This is a genomic window from Sphingobium sp. AntQ-1 (genome assembly GCF_028538045.1).
GTDB lineage: Bacteria > Pseudomonadota > Alphaproteobacteria > Sphingomonadales > Sphingomonadaceae > Sphingobium > Sphingobium cupriresistens.
In genome coordinates, this window is record NZ_CP117158.1 from 356,090 (window position 1) to 376,662 (window position 20,573).

At 63.9% G+C, this 20,573-nt stretch carries 23 protein-coding genes; 2 read left to right on the forward strand and 21 right to left on the reverse strand.

Annotated features, from left to right (window positions below):
* The first annotated feature begins 399 nt into the window (after nt 1-399).
* A complete protein-coding gene (locus sphantq_RS01760; protein ID WP_272799424.1) occupies nt 400-756 on the forward strand; it encodes a hypothetical protein in 357 nt (118 codons plus the stop codon).
* A 151-nt stretch (nt 757-907) separates the two neighbouring features.
* On the opposite strand, the gene sphantq_RS01765 is transcribed toward sphantq_RS01760, so the two are convergent.
* The 7 genes from sphantq_RS01765 to sphantq_RS01795 all read right to left on the reverse strand — a co-directional run bounded on the left by sphantq_RS01765 (nt 908) and on the right by sphantq_RS01795 (nt 9,520).
* Nucleotides 908-1,921: a DUF2493 domain-containing protein gene (locus tag sphantq_RS01765; RefSeq protein WP_048577629.1), complete on the reverse strand. Its 1,014-nt coding sequence runs from the start codon at nt 1,919-1,921 to the stop codon at nt 908-910.
* Between the two features lie 80 nt (nt 1,922-2,001).
* On the reverse strand, nt 2,002-2,493 hold the full coding sequence (locus sphantq_RS01770) for a DUF736 domain-containing protein (protein ID WP_043149995.1): 492 nt from the start codon (nt 2,491-2,493) through the stop codon (nt 2,002-2,004).
* Between the two features lie 741 nt (nt 2,494-3,234).
* Nucleotides 3,235-4,512: a YiiX/YebB-like N1pC/P60 family cysteine hydrolase gene (locus sphantq_RS01775; protein ID WP_272799425.1), complete on the reverse strand. Its 1,278-nt coding sequence runs from the start codon at nt 4,510-4,512 to the stop codon at nt 3,235-3,237.
* Nucleotides 4,513-4,521: 9 nt separating this feature from the next.
* Nucleotides 4,522-5,322, reverse strand: a complete 801-nt coding sequence (locus sphantq_RS01780) for a hypothetical protein (protein WP_272799426.1) — start codon at nt 5,320-5,322, stop codon at nt 4,522-4,524.
* A gap of 66 nt (nt 5,323-5,388) precedes the next feature.
* Nucleotides 5,389-7,713 (reverse strand): hypothetical protein, encoded by a 2,325-nt coding sequence (locus sphantq_RS01785; RefSeq protein WP_272799427.1) that lies wholly within the window; start codon nt 7,711-7,713, stop codon nt 5,389-5,391.
* On the reverse strand, nt 7,710-9,224 hold the full coding sequence (locus tag sphantq_RS01790) for a hypothetical protein (RefSeq protein ID WP_272799428.1): 1,515 nt from the start codon (nt 9,222-9,224) through the stop codon (nt 7,710-7,712). The genes sphantq_RS01785 and sphantq_RS01790 overlap by 4 nt, the downstream gene beginning before the upstream one ends.
* An 86-nt stretch (nt 9,225-9,310) precedes the next feature.
* Nucleotides 9,311-9,520, reverse strand: coding sequence for a DUF5818 domain-containing protein (locus sphantq_RS01795; protein ID WP_043149874.1), 210 nt, complete (start codon nt 9,518-9,520; stop codon nt 9,311-9,313).
* Between the two features lie 163 nt (nt 9,521-9,683).
* On the opposite strand from sphantq_RS01795, the gene sphantq_RS01800 reads away from it, so the two are divergent.
* Complete coding sequence (locus sphantq_RS01800; RefSeq protein WP_043149992.1) at nt 9,684-10,073, forward strand: hypothetical protein; 390 nt, start codon at nt 9,684-9,686, stop codon at nt 10,071-10,073.
* A gap of 248 nt (nt 10,074-10,321) precedes the next feature.
* Here sphantq_RS01800 and sphantq_RS01805 read toward each other — a convergent pair whose 3' ends face one another.
* From sphantq_RS01805 to sphantq_RS01870, 14 genes are all read right to left on the reverse strand, one after another.
* The gene (locus sphantq_RS01805; protein ID WP_272799429.1) at nt 10,322-10,756 is read right to left on the reverse strand and encodes a hypothetical protein; all 435 of its coding nucleotides are present in this window, start codon (nt 10,754-10,756) and stop codon (nt 10,322-10,324) included.
* A 43-nt stretch (nt 10,757-10,799) separates the two neighbouring features.
* A complete protein-coding gene (locus tag sphantq_RS01810) occupies nt 10,800-11,450 on the reverse strand; it encodes an antitoxin of toxin-antitoxin stability system (protein WP_272799430.1) in 651 nt (216 codons plus the stop codon).
* 146 nt (nt 11,451-11,596) lie between these two features.
* The gene (locus tag sphantq_RS01815; protein WP_272799431.1) at nt 11,597-12,145 is read right to left on the reverse strand and encodes a hypothetical protein; all 549 of its coding nucleotides are present in this window, start codon (nt 12,143-12,145) and stop codon (nt 11,597-11,599) included.
* A 343-nt stretch (nt 12,146-12,488) separates the two neighbouring features.
* Complete coding sequence (locus sphantq_RS01820; RefSeq protein ID WP_272799432.1) at nt 12,489-12,965, reverse strand: hypothetical protein; 477 nt, start codon at nt 12,963-12,965, stop codon at nt 12,489-12,491.
* Between the two features lie 105 nt (nt 12,966-13,070).
* Nucleotides 13,071-13,259: a hypothetical protein gene (locus tag sphantq_RS01825; RefSeq protein WP_043149990.1), complete on the reverse strand. Its 189-nt coding sequence runs from the start codon at nt 13,257-13,259 to the stop codon at nt 13,071-13,073.
* 76 nt (nt 13,260-13,335) lie between these two features.
* On the reverse strand, nt 13,336-13,530 hold the full coding sequence (locus sphantq_RS01830; protein WP_043149864.1) for a hypothetical protein: 195 nt from the start codon (nt 13,528-13,530) through the stop codon (nt 13,336-13,338).
* On the reverse strand, nt 13,527-13,955 hold the full coding sequence (locus sphantq_RS01835) for a hypothetical protein (RefSeq protein WP_048577618.1): 429 nt from the start codon (nt 13,953-13,955) through the stop codon (nt 13,527-13,529). The genes sphantq_RS01830 and sphantq_RS01835 overlap by 4 nt, the downstream gene beginning before the upstream one ends.
* A 166-nt stretch (nt 13,956-14,121) precedes the next feature.
* Nucleotides 14,122-14,361, reverse strand: a complete 240-nt coding sequence (locus sphantq_RS01840; protein WP_272799433.1) for a hypothetical protein — start codon at nt 14,359-14,361, stop codon at nt 14,122-14,124.
* A gap of 417 nt (nt 14,362-14,778) precedes the next feature.
* Entirely contained in the window at nt 14,779-15,144 is a 366-nt protein-coding gene (locus sphantq_RS01845; protein ID WP_272799434.1) for a DUF6283 family protein, read from the reverse strand.
* Nucleotides 15,141-15,434 carry a hypothetical protein gene (locus sphantq_RS01850; protein ID WP_043149860.1) on the reverse strand — a complete coding sequence of 98 codons (294 nt, stop codon included), beginning with the start codon at nt 15,432-15,434 and terminating at the stop codon, nt 15,141-15,143. Before sphantq_RS01850 ends, sphantq_RS01845 begins: the two co-directional genes overlap by 4 nt.
* A 2-nt stretch (nt 15,435-15,436) precedes the next feature.
* Nucleotides 15,437-15,973, reverse strand: a complete 537-nt coding sequence (locus sphantq_RS01855; protein WP_051519863.1) for a hypothetical protein — start codon at nt 15,971-15,973, stop codon at nt 15,437-15,439.
* A gap of 184 nt (nt 15,974-16,157) precedes the next feature.
* Nucleotides 16,158-18,260: an ATP-binding protein gene (locus sphantq_RS01860; RefSeq protein WP_272799435.1), complete on the reverse strand. Its 2,103-nt coding sequence runs from the start codon at nt 18,258-18,260 to the stop codon at nt 16,158-16,160.
* A 29-nt stretch (nt 18,261-18,289) separates the two neighbouring features.
* The gene (locus sphantq_RS01865) at nt 18,290-19,006 is read right to left on the reverse strand and encodes a methyltransferase type 11 (RefSeq protein WP_272799436.1); all 717 of its coding nucleotides are present in this window, start codon (nt 19,004-19,006) and stop codon (nt 18,290-18,292) included.
* Nucleotides 19,003-20,490, reverse strand: coding sequence for a DUF3560 domain-containing protein (locus tag sphantq_RS01870; RefSeq protein WP_272799437.1), 1,488 nt, complete (start codon nt 20,488-20,490; stop codon nt 19,003-19,005). The genes sphantq_RS01865 and sphantq_RS01870 overlap by 4 nt, the downstream gene beginning before the upstream one ends.
* Nucleotides 20,491-20,573 lie beyond the last annotated feature (83 nt).

The window sequence follows — 20,573 nt, forward strand, 5'->3', positions numbered from 1 at the left end:
GTGATCTCAACAATTTATCGAAACTGCCGGTGGCAGCCAGTGAGTGCCAAGCGAGATCAATCGCTTAGGCCCGCATCATTCCGGGCCTGGCTGCCGGCGGCAGCCGATCAGTGCCCGATCGACAGCCGCTCTGTGCCCTCGGAAAATGGCGGAATTCCTGGCGATTCGCGCCCGCAGCACCCGTGCGTGGGGTGCATTACACCCGCCTCCGGCGTGCGTCCCTCGCCCGCAGCGCGCTTGCCCGCTGCGCCCGTCGATCCCGATCGGCGCGGGTCCTCCCGGCAGGGGAGCCGCGCTTGATCGACTGCGCTCTGTTGGCGGGAAGGCGTTGCAAGCGAAAGCTCCTTGATGAATAGTCGGGACTGGCGAGCAGACCTCCTTCCTAGAAGGAGTCCAAACATGCCCAAGATGACGGAACGGGAACGGCTCGCGAAGATCGAGGCCGACCAGCGCAACCTCGCGCAAGAAGCCGAGACGGTGCGGCGCGGATTGCGGGCGCATTATGGGAGGCTCGCGACCGAGCTTGCGGTTGAACGCTTGAGCGAGCGCGAGTTTCGCGATGTCCTCGGCCAAGCGATCAGGGTCGGCGGTGGTGCCGCGCTGGCAGCCTTGAAGGCGCTTCCCGCTGCGTCCGATGATCCGCCCGCACGGGGTTTGCCGGTCAAGACTGGTGCCGCCGCGCGGGGGAAGTCCGGCGCCACGCCGCCGCCCGGATCGGAGGCCGGAGGAGCGAGCCAGGCGACGGTGCAGCCTTAGCGGAAAGGGGAGCGACGTTGGCGGGCGGAACGCCCGGCAAAAGGAGCGACGCGGGGGAAACCGTTCGGGTTTCCCCCGCTCGTGCGACAAGCACGACAAGGGACCGGCTGCGGTGTGCCGCGCCGGTCCCTCTCGTTCGGTGTTCGTCCGATCAGGCCGCTATGACGCGGCGCTTGCGCTTGATCGGCACATCGGGTTCCTGATCGGTCCTCATGAAAACATGCGTGGGCACGCGGTGGCCCTTCTCCGGGTTGAGCAGGTCATAGAGGCTCGACTGGATGCCGGAACCTTCGCACAGCAGCGCCTCGACCGGCATAAGCTCGGCAATGTCGCGGTTGCGCTTGAAGCCCTTGCCCTTGCCGCGTCCATAGAGGCCGAACGCGATACAGACGGCACCGCGCTGCGCTGCCCATGCGGCGGCGGCGGCGTCCACACCGGCGCGCTGCCCGGTGGTGACAAGCACCATGTGCGGGATGCGCGCCCTGATCTGGTCGAGCCTGTTCCAGATGACGCGCCAGTCGTGCCAGTCCTGCGGGCCGGAAACGACGACGACGGGGCCTTGCGGGTCGTAGCGATCGCGCCGCCGCTCGGATCGTGCGCGCAGGAAGTCGAGCGCGGAAATCTGGCTGGCGGTGGTGACATGGGATGCGCGCGAGCCTTTGGCCGGAGACCAAGGGCGACCGGCATAGGCGCGAAACATGGCGGCGGCATAGTCGCGCATGGCTTCCATTGCCGCGCGCTGTTCGGCGACCGACTGGCATTCAAGCTGGGTGTCTTCCAATTCCTTGTTGAACACCTCGCCCGGTTCCAGACGGCGGGCCATGTCGCGGATCGTATCGGCCAGCCTGTCCTCCCGGCTTTCCAGCTTGTTCGCGACGAAGTGAAAGCTGTTGACGAAGCCCCATGCGAGTTCCGGCGCAAGCGGGTCCAATCGCGTATCGTCCAGCAGGTCGAAAATGGCGGCGATGATCCCGCCGCATTCCGCCTGCGCCGCGAGCGGGTTGGGCATGGTGTGTTCGGCGGGTTCCTCGCCCGCGTCGATAATGGTAAGAGGCAAGGGATCGCCGAACGACGCCACGAAATCGGGGGTTGCGGTGAGTTCGGCATAGAGTTCCGGCAGGTCGGCAAAGTTGCTAACGCTGCGCAAGGCCGTTGGCTTGCTCATGGGATGGACTCCTTTGGTCGGGTGACGGTTCAGGACCGGGGAAGCGTTCCAGCGCTCCCCCGGCCCGCCTTTAGTGCCGCTTAGAAGGGCACCTCATCGTCAAGGCCGCGTCCGCCTCCGGTATATTCGCCGCCTGCCCCTGCGGTGCTGCCGCCGGAGAAACCGCCACCTGACCGGCCTCCGAAACCGCCCTGTCGTTGTCCGCCATTGGAGCGCCCGCCGAAGCCGCCGCCCTGCGCCTCGCGCTCGCGTTCGCGCCGCCACTGGACATCGAAGCCGTTCGTTTCGTCCCCGAACAAGGCGATGGGGAGCGGCTCGCGGAAACTCGGATCGTCGACCATGCCGGACAGGAACACCTCGTCATTGGAGCGCATCTTGCGTTCCCAGACGACACCGATCTGGATTTCGTCGCCCGCGCGGTTCGTCTCGTAGATTTCATAGACGGGGGCGCTGTCGCTCTGTCGATCCTCGACACGGCGCATGATGAGGTAGGGAAAGCGCATCTCGCGAGTGGCGATCTTGCCGATAATGTCGCTGGCGCGCTCGTCGAATTTGAAGCTACCGATCTTCATGACTTCATCCTTTCTCTTGGGTGCGGTCCGTTTTTCTTTCCCGGCCGCATCCAAACCCTACTCCCTCCCCTCCATTACTTCCATGTTATTGATTTATTGACAGATTTTCATCGTGCCTGGTGAGCCCGAGCACAGACGGCCGCGTCAGCGGCCCACAAATGACGAAGACGCACCGGCCGCGCAGCAGTCGGTTCCGCTTGAATGGAAAGGGAGCGTGGGCCGGCTCGATCGTCATCGCACCCGGAGCCGCCCTCGCAGGTCCGAAGGCGCAGGGCGGGGCTCTTGTCCGCAAGAAGCACGGGAGGGGCTCTAGCGAAGCTTGGCGAAAAGGGGCCGGCGCTTCTGTTGAAAACAGACAAACATCGCCGGCCCCTTTTCGCCTAGCGTAGCTTTGTCCCGACGCAATTCTTGCGGACGAAACCCGTCCTGCAACGCACGGATCCTGCGAGGGCGGCGAAGGGGGCGATGCGGTCGGGCTGGCTCCACGATCCGCATCGCGCGACTAGCGCGATTCCTTAGGCGAAGCCTGCATTGCGGTCGTCGTGCGGCCGGACCCTTCGGTCGAGAGGGAAGCGCCTCACATGCCGCGCGCACCCGCGGAAGGGATCGTTACCGCGAAGCGGACAAGACCCCGCAAGGGGGCTTGGTCGGAGCGTAGCGGAGATAGAGCCCGGTGCCCGCCTCGGGCGGGCATCCGCCCACCCCGGCCACGACTGTCGGCCATTGCGAACCTCGCTGCGGTCATGTGATCGGTTCAAGGATTTCGCCACCGCCGCGTCGAATGCGCACACAATCGCTGCAAAGCCTGAGCGACGGCACCCCGGGCATTGCCTCGGCTGCGTTCACGAGGCGATAGTCGTCGGCCGGATCGCCGCATGCCGAACAGACATCCGGTGACCCCATACGCTGGATGGAGATGCGCGCGATGGCGCCAAGCCGGGGCTCCACGCGGTCCACGATCGAGAACCACAGATCCGAGTGCGGCGGAATGCGCTGCAAATGGCGAGCGGCTTCCTCGGGGTGGTGCCGCTTCAGCCAGGCGAGAGCAACGTCGCGCCGTGTCTGGTCGTTTACCACGAGCTGTTGGTAGAGCATTACGAGTTGCGCAGTGGTCTTCCGGCGGTTCGCCTCCAGAGCACGCTGGTAGTGAAGGAGATTGACGGCGAAGCGCAGGCCACCGGTGTGGAATTCCCGAACGGTGCTGATGCAATATTCGAGGAGGCCCTGATCGGGGTGAGGTCCGGCGCTCTCCTCCATATGGTCGAGATCGTAATGCCACGGGTTGATCGCGAAGTCGGCTCGCCAAAGGTCGAGATAGCCGCTCTCCCGATAGACACGGGCGATCTCCTCGTCCCATTCCGGATGGTCTTGCACAAGCTGGTCGAGGTCGCTGAAGTTCTCGACCGATGGATCGAGCCGCCGCGCGACGGTCAATATGCGGTTCTGGACCTCCTGCATGTCGGCGATCGGGTTCGGGCGCTTGGCCCACGCCGCCAGCTCGGCTGATGACACCACCTCGGTCATGACCGGAAGCTCGGCGAGAAGCGGACTGCGCCGGATCTGCTCGGGCGTGCAATAGTCGGCGTCGGCCACGAGGTGGATGCCCGCGCCGGCGAACGCCCGGACGACAAGGCGCGAGCAGAAGAGTTGCCGTGTCCTTGGCTTGGGACCGCTCAGGACCGATCGCACCGCTTCGCTCTTGGAGTAGCGTGTGCCGATTTCGGAGCGCGCGAAATCGATGATGATGCCAAGCTGAAGGTCGCTCGGGGGCAAGCGAAGGCGGAGTACGGTGACATGATCGTCCGGCCCGTAAAGCTCGCGCTGGATATTGTGCGCCTGCACGCCGTCATCGGTTGAGTCGACGATCGAGCCGTGCTGGACGCAGATCATGGCGTGAGATACCTGCCCCTTGGTGGCGAGGCGGATGGCCTTGCTCACCTTGCCGCGGGACGCGGTGAGGATGATGTCGCCCGGCATGAGCAGTTCGACCTTGATGCGGCGGGTCTGTTCGTCAGGCATGGGGCACCGTTAGCTGAGGTTGGTGGAGTCGAGCGTTCCCCGGATCCATAGCGTTGGCGGCGCTTCGGTATCGATATAGTTGCGGATCGCGCGCTCGGCGTCCGCGGGCGATCCGCCAACGCCGGCGCAGGACCATATGCGGTCGATATGGGAATGCTCCGCATGCACCCAATCGAGGATCGTGAAGGCGGCGTGGCCATCGACGGTGCGGCTCGGAAAGCTGGGGGAGATCCGTGCGCTGTCCAAGGTCGCGACGGTGAGGATCGATCCTTTAATGGGATTCCTCGCATCGAGCTTGTTGGCGGCGATCAGCGCGGTTCCCATGACGGGCAACAGCGTCATGAGGCCACTTCCGAGCGACACGCAATCGTCCGACCCGTCGCGCGCGATGGCCTCCCGGATCACCTTGGGCCACAGCCCCGAGATGTCGGCGAATTCCCCTTCGGCTATGGCAGCGCGGGCGAGACATCCGGCACGAGAGATGTGGCGCATGAGCGCAACGGCGATGGCGGCGCAGCGATCGAGCTGGGGCTCATGGAAGTCGGCGACGATGATGAATCCGTCCCCGAACTGGTGGGCGAAGAGGCGGTCGCCGTCATCGCAGTAGAGCCGGGTTCCGAGGCTGTAGATGCCCTCCATGAGCGCGCTCAGGCCCAACACGGCTTTGTGCCCACGCTCCCAGAGCGTGCTGAAGCCTTCAACGTCGATCCAGATCGACCAGCGTCTTCCATCTTCAATCGGCCGGGGTTCGACAGGCGCGCTTCGTTCGGTGGTCATCCGGCTCGTCCTGCCTTCTGCTGCGTGCTGCATATTGCGGTCTCCCATCGGGCATCTTGCGGCAAGGCCCTGCGGAGCGTGGCGCTCTCCTTGGGTGGCTTATGGGACAAGAGTGAGCCTTTGTCCGATCGAACGGTCGAGCCCTTCGCGAACCTCGGCGGCGACCGACCCGGCCAGCTCGTCGGGTGAGAGCCCGAGCAGGGCGACCACGCGCCGGCGCAGTTCGGGGATATATTTGCGGAACTGGCGTTCCTTGGGCCGGTCGGCCAAGGAATTCTCGATCGCATCGAGGCTCCAGAGGACGGTGATCCAGCACTCCATGAAGTCGACGGGCATGCCACTATAGTCACGCGCGATCATGAGCCGGGTGATCGCCGGCGTGCGGCCGCAGAAGAAGGCGACAAGGATACGGACGATGAAGCGCGGCCAGGATAGCGGGGCGCTCGAACCGTCGAGGCCGTGAGGGAGATCGGGACAGCGGGCCTTATAGAGGAGGAATAGGATCCAGAAGCGCAGTCGCAGGACATCACTCGGGCCGAGCGGTTCTTCGTCCCATTCGAGACCCTCGGCATAGCCGATAACGTGGCGCTCATAGAGGCGCCCGTCGATCGGGGCGGGATCATTCGGCTCCTCGTCCGGCTGGCGCGGCTGCTCAAGGTCGCCACCGTCGGCGCCATCATCGAGATCAGCGTCACCGCCCTCTTCCGCAAGCTCGTCATAGGCGGAATCATCGTCTTCGCCAGCGGTAGGAGCGGGAGTTCGGCCGGAGAGCAGATTGAGGAAATCGCGGATGCTGTCGCTGTAGGTCCCGGCGAGACTGTTCGCGCCAGCGGCGCCCGACCGCCCGCCGACAGGCCGCGCCTGCACGAATTCCTCATAGCTGAGCGCGACCGGGGGTTCGACCTCGCCATCGGCTTTGCGCGTCGGACTGCGTTTGGCCGCAATCCGAGGCGCATTGGTCGCTTGCTCGAAGTCGGCCCGGGCGAGGGTTTCGAAGGCCTGGTGCATCCAGAGATCGAAATCGGTTCCATCGGTGAACGGCGCGAGCGCGCGAGCGACAGCCCCGGTCGCCACTTCCCTGCGACGTCCGCGCAATGCGTTCCGGTGTGTGACGTGGGCAATGGTCGAGCTGAAGTCGCCAGAGACGAAGCGTGCGAAGCACAGCGTCCGTTGGAGCGCCGGATCGATTGGCACCGTGCGCGTGTCGCCGGAATGGTGGAAGGACGCGCCCGGGATGGACAGGAGCAGGTTTGCTCCATTGTCGAGGAGTTGGACCTCGCCTTCCTGCATCCCGCCGCGCGCCGGGCGCCAGATGAGAACATCATCGTCGAGATCGAAGCTGCCGGGCTGGCGCGCTTCGATTGCCTTAAGGGGAATGGGTGTCGATGGGGTGCGTGGCGGCAAATCGGCAAGCGCGATGACATCGCCGTCGAGCCAGCGATCGAGCCCGAGGGCTTCGCGTGCAGCCCCGCGCTGTAGCCTCCGATAGATGCAGGCCTCTGCATTGGAGCCGATGGCCCCTGCCCGCCCCAGCGCCGGGGTTGTGCAGTTCGCGCTTCCGAACAGGATATGGTCGTGACGCGCGGTGGAAGCGATGAGGATCTTGGCGTGGGTGAAGCGCCGGGTGGGCCAGCCAAGCTCGACGATACGGGGTTTGCTGGCGAACGGCGCGTCGGTCGGAAACTCGTGACTCGTGCTGTCGATCGGGAGGATGATCCGCTTGGGCGCGAGACGCCGGGAAAGATCGGCAAGGGCGGAAAGATCGTCGTCCCAATAGGGGCTGATCACCACCAGCGACTGAACCTTGTCGCCTCCGACGAACGAGACGAAGTGATCGCCGATTCCCGCTTCATCTGGGGCGTGGAGGAACGCGATCGCCGAACCGTCGTCCAGCTCCTGCAGGACCAAACCGGGCGGACCGTCGAGCCACGCCGCGCGCTCGCCCGCCCAGCGCAGGGCTTCTCGGGCAGGCGACGGTTCGGATGGCACGAGCGCGTTAAGATAGCGCCAGATGGATCGGACGATCTCGCGCTCGGGACCGTCCTCATCCTTGCACTCGATCTCGATCGAGACTTCGGCGTTTCCGGCAAGGCCCGCCGCGGTCAGGTTGGCGGAGCTGACGAAGGCGCGGGCGCTGTCACGGCCGATCTGAAGGATGATCTTGGGGTGGAAAATCCCGTCGGCGGCTGGCGGACTGTGGAGCGCATAGTCGCGCCCGAGCGCTGTCGGCAGGATCGATCCGTCCGAAAGGGCGAGTGACGCCATGCGTGCGTCGGTGATGAGGAGCAGGTTCGATGCGCCGCTCGCCATCAGCTGAGGCAGGAGGATTTGTTCGACAGCAGCGAACTCCACTGCGAAGCTCGTGGCGATCGCACTGTGAAAGGGACGGCCGAGGCGGCGGCCGAGACGATCCGGCAACCTCATCGGGAGGTCTCCAGCGCGTCGAGCCCGAGCGTGGTCAGCCCATCCTCGTCCAGGAGATGGATGTCCTCGAGAAACTGGATGGCGGGCGCAAGGCGGGGCGTGGTGGCGACCGGCTGATATCCGGCGAGGAAGAAGAGGCGTCCATCGCGCAGTTCGAACAGGAAGGTGTAGTCGCGCTGCCGGCGGAGCTTCTGCATGGCGACCCAGCTATGCCGGCGGACGACGCGGACGATCACATAGTCGGCGATCCGGTTGACGACACCGTCCGTCTCCCTGCTTTCGAGCCAGTCGAGTTCCGTGCGGAGCGATCGTGCAGGATCGCGGCCAGGCAAGCCGCGCGCTGCCGCATCGGCGAGATCGGGACGTGTCCGAAGCCGCTGGTGCAAGGCAGCCATCAGGGTGATGGCAGGAACAGCCTTGTCGGCCGGCGCGCCGCGGGCGCTCGTCAGGTCATCCCACATGGCCTGATATGGAAAGGTCCCCGGATCGAGGCTCAGGCGCAGGTCGCGCCAGCTCCCTGCGAACGCGTCCTCGTCATGCCCGGTCAAATGGGCGACCACCTCGGCGCGGATATCGGAGAGGGTTTGGCCCTGCCCGTCCGCGTTGATGATCGTGATTGCCCAGGCAAGCAGGGCGGCCGATGCCACCTGCATCAGATCCTGGCAATGATAGGCTTCCCAGTTGAGGCGCTGCGTCTCGAGAGGTTCGAGCAAAGGTGCCTGTGGCGGATTGAAGAGGTGCCAGCGGACATCCTCCGGTCCAGGCTGTTCCTCGATGGCGCGCGCGGTCTCCAGGATAAGGGTGAGCGTGGCGGCTCGGCTTGCCGCGCCCTGTGCGGGCGACGGCTCGCGTGCGAAGAGAAGGGCTTCGTAGAAGCTGCGCTCCTCGCTTTCCAACTGGATCTGGGAGGGCGCGATCGGTTCGAGACGATTGAGGTCGCGGATGCTGACGCGGGCATCTGCGATCTTCAGGCGCAGGAGCTTTGCGAGATCGGGTCCGATCGCGTCGGCGAACAGGCCGGCCGCGCGCCGGCCGAGATCGCGGGTGGCGACCTGTATCCCGTGGCGGTTCTCGGTGAAGAGGCCCAATTCGGCCATCTGGGTGTAGTAGGCGCCGCCGAAGACGCCGAGCGACTGGCGCAGATAGCGTTCCTGCGATGCGTCGGTGGAGGCCGCGGCGGCAAAGTCGATGACCCGTTCTTCCGCGGCCAACCGGCGGTTGGCCCAGTCGACGCCGCCCACGCCGGTTTCCCCTGCCCGCGCGGAGACCAGGGCATAGAGCGCTTCGGCGCGCCGCACCCAGGTGCGCCAGGCCTCGAAATCGCTGGTGGCGCCGCGGCGAGCATAGGTCTCGCTCACCCAGCAATAATAGCCGTAATAGCGCATCCGCAGGGTGACGTTGCTGATGCCGGGGAGGAGCGACTGGTAAAGCACAACCCCGCTGTTCTGCATTCCAAGCGGATCGAGGCCGCGTTTGTCGGCCCTTTCGGTCCATTGCGGCAATAGATACAAATCGCCCCCATATCGTCATGCACTGAGCAGAGTTACATGCCCGAGATATCCTCGGTAGAAATCAGCCTAAACCGAAAAACGCAATGCTAGTCGCTAGCAGGACCAATCCAGAGCAGTTCCAGCAGGCTCGGTCCGCGTTGCCAGGCTTCGATCTGGACATTCTGGTCCCGATGAGCATGCAAATCGTCACGCGTTTCGAGTCGCCAGACCAGGCCATCCGCGACTTCCAGCAGTGGCCCGCGATCACTCATTCGGACAATCCCGCGCAAACGCAGCGGGGGCTTGCTGTCGGTCACGACCGAGAACCTCCGATGTCCGCAAGCACGGCAATGTCATCGAAAGGGCAAGCGAGAAGGGTGAAGAAAATCGAAGGAGGCATGCGCTGACTCATGGCATAACCGGGACAGAGGTTGCAATCTTGTTCATTCTATGTTCCTTCGCCAGCTCAAGGAGCTAACCATGATCCGGGACTATCTCGCCGCATATGATTTCAACCTGCCGCTCGACGATGCAGCGGTGGATCCCGAACTGCTGCTGGTACGCCGCCGGCTGGCGAGCCTTGCCATGAGTGAGGGTCTTGATGGCGGCTATTATGAAGCGCAGGAACTGGCCGAGGCATTTCTCGATGCGGCGCGTGAAGCGAATGAAGAAATCGAGGATGGCGACAGCCCCGCGCGCCGGCGGCTGCGAAGCATCCTCGCGCGCGACCTCGATTATCAGCGGGAGCTATTCGAGGAAGTTTGCGGACTGCCGCTGGCCGACGCGGCCGCGCATCTTTGCTGGCTCACCGACCTCATGAAGCGGCGTGTCGACATGACGCGGCCGATTGCCGATATTCTCGGCCAGTAGCTCGAAAGTGCGGGAGGGGTAGGTCGTAGCCGGCTGACCTGCCTCTTTCCCGGCCCCAGCGCAACAGATCGGATATGGCGCGCTTCATGGCTCCCGATCAGTCCAGCCGGCGCTAGATATCCTTTGCGCTGTCAGCATGGATCGCAGCGAGACCTCGTGTATCGAGTTCCGCCTGAACGCAGCAGACAAGGTCGCGGAGGATACAGACTTTGGATTTCGAGCACAGTGCGCTGGCGTTCCCCTGCTTTTTATAGGCGGAGCAGGCGCTTTCCATCAGCACCATACGGTGTTTGATCCACCGTTGCAGCATGTCGAAGACATCGTGCGCAATGCGCAGCATTTCTACAACCGCTGGCGGTTCTGGCCGATGGAAGGATGGACGCCGGTCTCCCCAAAAGGGGCCGTTCATAGACGTAGAGATCGAACAGCGCCCGGCCATTCACAAGCTCATGACGCTCGTGGACCCGCGACCAGGGATGTGTCGTGTTGAGGTCGGTGTCCGCCCAATCGGGATCGTCACTGATCGCGAGGATATTGAGGGCCGTTCGGCCGGTCGTGAGATGAAAGCGTTCGGCGATCTCGATCGTGTAGCGGGACGCGACCCTTTCTCCCTGCGCGATCTGCTCGGCGACGTTTCGCAGCTGCCGGATATCATTGGCGGACGGTCGAACGGTTCCGGTCATTTGTCGGATCTCCTGTCGTGGGCGGTCGATGCGCCTGCATTGGCTATGCGGTGCGCACGAAGCGTTCGCCGGACGCGGTGAATCTGTAGCCATTGGCACTGATGCTTTGGTCGACCGCTTCGTCGGAACTGAGATATTCATACTCCGCGCGAAGACCGCGATAGAGCCAGCAGGCGAGGTCGCGGAGCGCTTCGGCGATGGCCCCCTCGGCATCGGCGGTCATGTCCTGGGAGATCCCGTCGCGCTCGACCGAAATCGCCATGCTGTGTTCGTGATAGTAGCGCCCGCGGTGAGAGACATCGGCGCTGAGCTGATAGAAGTTGCGGCTCTGCACGGCCCGCAGCGCATCGGCGATGCGGTGAAGCTCGGTGTCGAGGGGCGCGTGGTCCCGTATCCGACGGTGGGCGCTCTTCGCATAGGAGTAGAAGCCCTCGTAGCAGGCACCGTCGCCCTGGCTCCAGAAACCGGTGAAGTAAATGCGCGGCTCCCTGCGTGTCCCTCCGCCATGGAGGCGCACGATATTGGTCTTGAGGCTGACACCGAGAATGTCGCAGACCCGTTCGAAGTCATCGTATGTGAAGTCATGCCAGTCATAGTCAAGGCCGGTTTCCCGATACCAGCTGCGGGCGTTTGTCTTCGCGCGCTCGGACAGTTCTTCGAGCCGATAAGTCTCGATTTCCATGAGTTCGGGCATGGTCTGGGATCCTTGTGGGATGCGGCCGAGGCCACGGGAATCCGTTCGGCGGCCCGGCACCGTGGGCGTGGAGCGGTTGGTTTTTGAGGGAGCCCCCGTCCTTGTAGGCCGTTGTCAGCCGAGGCGGCCGGACGTCACGAAGGCTGTCATTCCTGATGGTTCGCGATGATCCGGCGTGCGAGCTGTTCGATCTCGTCCCGATCGGCGGTCGTCGTGCAATCGCCGGACAAAACTACGAGGTCGTCCAATGCCGCGCTGCCCTTGCTGATGAAAATCCGCCAGACATTGCGCCGGATTTCGCCCTGCTCGCGAGGTTTGGTGTCGGGGTGGAACATATCCGCCCACTGGCGCCGATCGGGATCATCGGACATGTCGGTCCAGTCACCGAGCATGGCCCAAACCGAATAGCCGTCGATCTGGGCATGGTGCTCGCGGGCTGCGCGGCGTTCGGCGTCCCTCTTGGGCTGCTCTCGCCTTGCCTTGGCCTCTGCCTGCTTCCATTGGACCGATGCAAGGCCGCATTCGAGGCCCTGAATGACGTCGGCCGCCACGGCTTCCTGCCTTCTGGGCAGGATATGATTATGTCGGGCGGTGTCGAGTTGGTCTGCGCCATATCGTGCGAGGTTGAGCAAGGCCTGCAATTCGGTCTTCGTCAGCGTGATCCGAAGTCCGCTCGCCATGGCATGGGTTTTCATGTCCGGCGTTCCTTGTCCCAGGGTTTGAGACCAGCGAGCGGCAGCTTGTGCTCGCGCGCGGTGTGGTGGTTGCTCTCGGAAAAGAACCCCCAATGGCCGGTCGACGAGTATCGTCGAAAGAGGAGTCTCTCGTCCTCCTCCGTTCTGATCCACATGCCCGGCTTTATCGGATATTGATCGGCACTATTCATTGGATTGCCTCGTGACGGTCGGTGATCGGGGGAAGCTTGCCGGCATCGCCGTCAGCTCCGCACGACAAGAACTTCTGCGGGTGCGATCCTCGACGACGGCGGGCATTACCCACAGGACCGTGTTGACGCGGGACCGGTCCGCGTTCCCGACTTCACTGATGGGAATTGCTTTCGTGTTGGGCCTGGTGGGCCTCCGGGTCACGGATCGGCGCGGGCGCGGCGGCGAGCGGCTGTCCGGCGTCGGGAGCGCAGGGCTTCCAGTCGCAGAGGGAATCGCTTTCGGCCTCGCAGGTCTGGCAGATCGTGGAATCATAGACGGCCGCGAGCACCCATTGTTGGGCTGCGCAGTCCCATTCGGCCGAAGCGTCGCGGATCAGTTCGTTGCTGCCACAGCGATCGCATTTTGGTTCGACGCGCGGTCGCGCTGCGAGCGCGTTCAGGGCTGACTGGTAGCGATCGGTGTCGATTGCCAGGCCGACCGCATTGACGGCGATTGCGCAACGTCTGCGTGCCTCCGCGGTGTCGAAGTCCGCGCCGGCGCCAGTCATGATCTCATGATAGCCGCGGGCAAGGGTTTTGGCATCGCCGAGCAGGATGTCGGCGATCGCCTGAAGATGGCTGATACGCATGTCGGGTCTCCGGCAGGGTATTGGAGGAATCCGGGATTTGGTGACGGTGTAAGAGAGCGGAGGTAGGCGACGAACCGGGCTGAGCTGCCCCATCGGAGATCGAGTTCAGGCGACGCGCAGGACCAGATCTTCGTCATTGGCCGGAAGCGCCTCCGTTACGCGGAACGGCTGGATGGGATTGCGGGTTCGGATGACGAACTGGTTGCGGCCGGTGGCGGTCCAGCGCTGGATCGCGCAGGCATATGCGTGCGGAAAGCCTGCCAAACGCGCCCTGAGCGGAGACAGAGGGGCCATGATATTCTCCATGTGGATTTGCGGTGCGGTAGCGCTGGCGTCCGCCGAGCGGGCGAGGCTGGTGCTGGAGCAGGCCCTATTTCGGTGGGCGATCCCCATCGTCGCGGACAATGGGAAGCCCGATGGTGTCGATGACGATACGTGCCGATCTGGTCCAACCGGCCTGATCAAGGATATCGGCGGCCTCGATCCTGGCGGCGTCCAGTTCTCGGTGGCTCGAAGCGAGCGCTATTCGCTTGAGCGCTCGAAGCGCCATGTTCATGTCGATCATGAGGACACCGCTTCGACGGTGATGCGGAACGCGGCGCCATCGTCCAGCACAAGGTAGATTTGCGTCCCAGTTTCTATGTCGCAACTGGCGATGCTGTCGATGTTCGCGCTGGTGCCGTGAACCTGCGAGATCACATGCGATGGCCGGTCTTCGGCGCAATCGCCGCTTTCGTCGCATTTGGCGATATGGGTTTCGATCAGTTCGCAGATCATCGCGGCGATGGTAGACGCGCGGGTCGGAATATCGCTCGGGCGCACAAGGTTATCGAACGCGTCGCGCAGGATCGGCGTCAGCGCGTCATTGATCTGGACAAGCAGGTTCGACCGGTCGGTCCCGCCCAACATGTTCAGCCATCGGTCGGGGATGAGATTGTTGACCGCATGGGTGGCGTCGTCGACCAGAGCATCAAATTGGTCATCGATCATGGGTGCGCTCCTGGAAGCGTTGCCCGGCCCGGCGCGGCGCCGGCTTGGTCAGACCGGGTGGGGAAAGGATTGTTTGCTGGCGTTGCGCGCGGGCGTGCTGTCATCCGCGAATTCGGTCCTGACCGATTGGGCGACGCATGCGTGGCGATCGCCTGATCTGTCGGGATCAGGGGCGGTTCTTCCATCTGGCGTGAAAGTAAACCCGCACCGGCAGGTCCCGTGCGGCCGCCCCTACTGCTTCTTCAAGCCCCACGCGCTCTTCGACCGGAATCTCGACCATGACGTTGGTGCCGCGAAGACCGGCGTCGGGCTCGATCGTGATCGGCGCTGTGTCGGTCCAGGCTTCGGGAGGTATCGTCGCGCTCCATCCGCGTTCGGTTTCATCGGGACCCGACCGAACGATCACATGGCGTCCCGCGAGGCTTGAAAGTGCTATCCTGTCACCATTTCCGGGATGCGACAGGGATCCGCGCCACCCGATCGCATCCAGTGCGAGCAAGTCTCGCGGACTCTCGATCCCCGAGCCATTGTCATAGACGGAGGGAATCGGACGCCCCTCATAGTCGAACGTCTCGACGTGGATCTCATATAGGCGTCGGCTTGCTGGGCGATGCGGAGCAGTTCGTCCAGAATGTCGGGGAGCGATCCTGAACGTCTGTCGACAGGTCCAACCCTGGACCGGCGGTCGGCAAGAGGGATCGTGGTGGAAAATGGCATGAGAACCTCCGGGTGGGCAGCGAACTCTTCGTCGCGACCACGCCCCGCCCCCTTCCCTCCACGGCGGTCTTCGATCGGTCACGGTGGATCAGTGGCCGAAACGGCGTCACCGCCGGTTCTTCACTTGGCCGCGGATGCGCTCGATCCACTTCTGCGGGTTGTTGTGATGGTCCAGGAACTCCTGCGACCATTGGAACACGGTTTCCGCATCCGGCTCGATCGTCTCGAGTGCGTCGCCATAATCGGGATGGTGCGCGCCCTTGGCGCAGTTTCGCATGAAGATGAGGGCGCCCGCGCACATGGCACGCGCATCGCTCCCGTCTCCGGGAATGGTCTTGTGGCAAGGCAGCGGCGGACCATCGAACTGGATCTGCTCCGTGAAGTCTTCGGCGCGATAGCCGCCAAGCCATCCGGCCGGATGGTTGCGGCGCCACGGGCATTCGTTGCAGGGCCGTTTGAGGACGGATTTCATGAACGGCCCTCCACCTCGGCCGAGCTGTCCTCGATCAGGATTCCCGGCGGGCTTTCGCCGGGGTCGAAGATCATGCGGAGACAATCGCCGATGTCGGGCTCTTTGCGAGTGCCGCAGAGGGATACGAACTCGGCAAGAAGCTCTTCGGCAAGGCGCGTCGGCTGTGCCTCGTCATGGATCTTGTGGTCGAGATGCGCCAAGGCATATGCCCTGTGGGCGTGATCCCATATGGCCTGCGGATCGAGAACCTCGACATAGAGCGTCACGCTGGCGCTGATCGTGTCCGCCATGGTCACGCTCCCGCCCGCAAGGTTTGCAGGGTCTCGTGCATCAGCCAATGCGTCGAGCCGCCGAGGATTTCGGTCTCGGTGACGACGAAATAGCCGCCACCGAATCCACCCGGTCTGTCCTGGTCGGTCACCAGCGCCCATTCGAAGCCGAAAGGCAGCGCCGACTTGCAGACTCTCTGGATCAGGGATGCGAGTGCCGAAATATCGACCTCGTGACCATGAATGTAAGCGACCTGTCCTTCGCCGCCGGGGTCGGCGCTTACAGTGAGGTCTGCGTCGAAACAGGGAAAATCGGGATCGGACCAGAGACCAAGGAATGTCGCGAAAGGATCGTCTTCGTCGGCCTGCGGTGGGAAGGTCGCCCTGAACAGGCCGCTGCGAGATGCATAGCAGGTTTTCGCGGCCTCAAGCTCCTCCTGCGGAATGCTGGCGAACCCGGCAGATATCTCCGCGGTGGTGGCGAAGCATTCTTCGAGCAACGCGGCCTCTTCGGGCGTGACCGGCACATTGAACGCCGTTTCCAGATAAGTGTTGGCCATCTTGTGTCTCCCTGATGGCGATGTCGTGAAGTGCGAATGGGCCGCTCGCGAGACCGGCGATGGCAGGAGTCATGGGCACCGCCGCCTGAGCAGCGCTGACGGTTCGCGAGCGGTCGCTTTCGCAGCGGATATTAGTCGATTTTGCCCTGCTCGATCGTGAGCAGATTGGCGTGGAGCAAGCGGTTCAGGCGGTGGTGATCGCCGGCGCCATGTCCTTGTCCGCGAAGGCAGCGTCCACCTGGTAATTCACCGCGCGCACAGCGATCGCGCGGTCCTTCGGAATCAGCCAGGAAACATGCTCGCGCATTGCCTCGCGAACCCGCTCTATGATCGCGGCGTCCTCGCCGAGCAGTAGCAGATTGGCGGTAAAGCGTGCCTGCATATCGAACGCCGCCTGCTGGGTATGATAGCTGTCGGCATCACTGTCTTCATCTGGATAGAAACAGGCGCGTTCCAGCAGGGAAGCAAGTTCGCCGGGCGTGATCGCGCAGTCGGTGCTGAGCAGGATGCCGACCTTTTCGAGATCGGTCCAGCAATCGCCGGGAACGATCAGAAGGTCGGCGGGCAGCGCGATGACTTCGGCGGGGGCATCGGAAACAGTCGTTTCCTGGACGGCAAGTTCGAGCGCGATTCCATCGACGCGTCCGGAGACGAGGTTCGGTGGTAGCTGTGTGTCGGCGGCATAGTCGAAGACATCGCCCTCGCCTCGTTCGATCCGGAAGGAATAGCCGAGCGCGCGCGGCAAGGCATCATACCAGCCGTAACCCGTAAAATCGCCGACCGGGTGGACCGGCGTCGCGCCGAGCGGCCGGCCCGAAGCGATGGCTCGGCCAACGCATTGTTCGATATGGGGCTGGTCCGTTGGCATCAGGATCATCGGCTCGCCGGCCACCCTGTCGCCGAGTAGAACACTGTCCGTCTCCGCGGTGCGCGGCGTCCATGCGTTGAGCCAGGGCGCAGCTTCGGGCAAGGTCACGCCCAGCGCCATCGCCCGCAGCCAATCGGCGTGGGAGAGCCGGTGGTGGCCTTCGCGGGCAATCGTGCGGAAGATCGCCGCCTCGCAGGCGTCACGCAGCGCATCGAGGGCGGCGTTTTGCACCATTTCCTTGCGCGCGGGGAGCACGAGCTGGAGCTGGGGCGCATCGACGATGTCAACCTTGGCATACCAGCCGCGACCGCCGTCGGCGTCATGGATATGCGGCAGGCGGCAAGGCACGGTCAGACCGTGGAAGTTGATCCGGACCTTTTCGCGGTTCAGATGATATTCGTCGACGAAGATGCCGATGCGGTAGCCCTTCCATTCCTCGACGCGTTTCGCTTCCCGCAGGAAGCTCTCCTGGGACTGCCTGTGGTCGCCGAACCAGATTGGCACTGGGTAGAAGCGCGCGACGTCCTTCACCGCCTGTTCGAGCGCGCTTGCCCAGCTTTCCGGCAAGTCGATCTCGATTTCGGTGCCCTGGCCGAGGGAGGAGGGGATAAGATCGAGGAGCTTGCCGCTTTCCCATGCGTCGGGCGTGATGGTCACCTGCCAGGCCGCACCCAGTTCGGCCGCGTGGGAACGCACGGTGACGTGGCGGCCCGCCAGACTGAACACGCCCATGCCGGCCGGATCCTCCGAGCGGGCAATGTCCTCGTTCCACCCGGAATCGCCGAGCGTGAGGAACTTGGCCGGTTCGGCAATGCCGCGCCCGTCGTCGCGTATGCGGAGCACCGGACGGTCGTTCTTCTCGATCCTGGCAATATCGATACGGGTCGCGCCGGCGCGCCTGCTGTTCTGGATTGCCTCGGCCAGACAGTCGGACACGCTTCCATTGAAGAAACGTCCAATTTTGGTGATCAGGGACTGACCGACTGTGGTCTTGATCGTGGTAGGAAAGGTCATGAAGGCCTCCGGATTTGCAGCGACATCCTCGTCGCAACCATCCCCGGCTTTCTCCCCTCCGGTCTCGTCCGCTTGCTCGCGGGAATGGCCAGGCTCCTGTCGAAACAAGGGATGGCACGGGTCAGACCAGTCGACATGACGGATGATCCAGTCGGGAACGAAATCCCAGTCGAAGCATCCGAGATACCCGTCGGCGACGCTGGCCCAAGCCGCGTCAACGGCATCGGTCCAGCCGATGACGGTCATGCGCAGGGCGGCGGTGCCGATAGCGTTGCAGGATTCACGGATGAGCAACGCGCGTTCGATGTCGGCCGGATTGGTGACAGGATGGTCTCGCAGGGACAGCACCGCTTCCCAGAGGCAGGCCGCGGTTTCGAGCGCGAAGGCGCAATTGGAGTCCTGCATGATGCAAGTCCTTTCGCTTGGGGAAAAGATCAGGCGGCGATCTGGTCGGAGCCTGGGCCAGCAAGATCCACGGTCGAGATTGCGCTGGGTGCGATCGGCGACGGTTCAAAAGACCACCGCTTTCGTCCCGATTCCGTCGGATGCGGGTCGGAGCGAATGCGGATGATCTTGGTCCGCACCTTCGCGGTGGCGAACGTGTCATCGGGCAGGTGCTCGAGCGTCTCCATGTCGTCGGTCTGAAAGGTGATCGGCACGAGTGCGACCAGCGTCGGTGCCTCGCCATGTCCGTTGGGGCCCAACAGGTCGCGAGCCGCCGCGATATGCTTGCGCACGTCGCGGAACGGCGGGTTCATGATGACACGGGGAAACTGGACCTTCCCACGCACGTCGACGGCATATTCGAGGAAACAGCGGTTGATCACGGTCCCGAACCGGTGGAGCTGTGCCGCAAGCTTGATATGGCGCTCGACCTGGACAAGTTCGTAGCGGCTGTGCCCGCTTTCGATCAGGGCCCGCGAGAGATTACCGGTCCCTGCGCTCGGCTCGAGGGTCAGATAGTCGCCGACTTCGCCAAGATAGCGCACCATGCGCGCCGCGACATCCGGCGGCGTCACATGGCATTCGGTGGCACTATCGACGGCGATGATCTCGGGCGCTCGCGCGATCTCAACATTTGCGAAACCGGGCCGCGACTTCACCGTGATCCGCATCGGCCTGGCGGGCCGCGTGTAAACGCCCGGTTTCATGCCGCCGCCTCCTCCTCGCCGGCCGCCTGGCGCGCGGCTGCTTCGAGGGCGTCGAGGTCCATCGGCAGCGGCTTGCTCGGCTTGTCGGTGATGACAAGAAGCGCGTCGGGCTTGTAGAACTCGGCGCCGATCGTCGAAATACGGATGCGGGCGACCGGCTCGCCGGAGCGCACGCGTTCCTGTCTTTGCCATTCCATCCGCACACGGCGGCCGTCGGCGGCGATCTCGATCGTCTTGAAAGGGGCGTAATCCCCCTTCGAATTGGCCGAATAGGTGGTCTGGGTCGTCGAATAGATCGAGTTGGGCTTGGCCGCGCTGTGCTTGCCCTTGCAGGCCGCGACCATATGCAGGTTCCATATCGTCTGCAGCTGCTCGGCCTGTTCCTCTGACGGATTGATCAGCGGCACGGCGTCGGGTTTGGCCGAGACACGGCGCGCCGTCCTGGCGGGCACGGTGTAGCCGCTGGCCTGCATGAGATCGCGCCAGCCATCCTCGCTCAAGGCGAGCGAGGCTTCCGGGGCGATGTGGGCGGGAAGCAGAACCGGGCTTTCCAGCCGGAAAACCCCTGCATGGGGCACGGTGCATTTCGGGACTTCGGCGCCCTGCTCGCGTGCGAACGCCTGGATGATGACCGGGGTCAGCTCGCCGTCATAGTGCGGGACGTCGCCGAGCATGGAACGCTCGAACGCCAGCCGGTTCAGAACATGCTCGATCCATCGGCGACGGACCGGGCCATTGACCGCGAGGGTTGCCCCCTCGATGCACGATTGGCGGGCGTCCGCCGGCGTGATCTCGCCTTTGTCGACCTTGTAGTAGAGGTCGTAATTCGACCATGTCTTGCGCGTTTCCACGTTGCCGAGCGCGTGGCGAATTTGTTCGTCGGTCGTGAAGAGATCCCAGATCGCCAGCGCCGCATGCGCCGTATTGATACCCCGTTGCAGGTCCCGAAGCTCGGCCAGCAGCGCCTTGATCCGGTTGGCACGGGTGCGCGGATCGCTCTTCATATTGGCGAAGCGCTCGACACCGGTGGCGCGGTAGAGCCAGTAAGTCGCGGCCTTCTCGGCGTCGCTCGAGGCGCTCATGGCCGAATGCATGCGCTCTTGCGTCTTGCGCGCGCCGCGCTCGCTATGATGACCGACAAGGATGGGCTGGCCCATATGGAAGGCCTGCGAGAGCTCGTCGGCACGGCGGGCGAAGGCATTGGCTTCGGCGTGGCGTTTGTGCGCGAGGCCGTCGAGACGTTCGGCCTTGATCGCGGCGCGTTCGGCGAGCGTCATCTCTTCGGCTTCGATCTCGCCCGCCAGTTCGACGGCAAGATCCTCGCGCTGCGGCGTCCATTTGGGAGCAACGAAAAGCTCCTGCTTCGGGGCCCATTGGAAGCCAGCCTCCTTGACCCGTGCATAGGTCTCGGCGTCGAGACGAGACGACGCATAGAGGCGGATCTTGTTGTCCTCGGGGCTATATGTTGCGGTGAAGCTGGTCATTGATCGTCCTTTCAAGGGGCGCGGCGGTCATGTGCCGGGGGCAAATCGGTGCATCACGCCGATGGGGGATCGGCGCGGCTGAT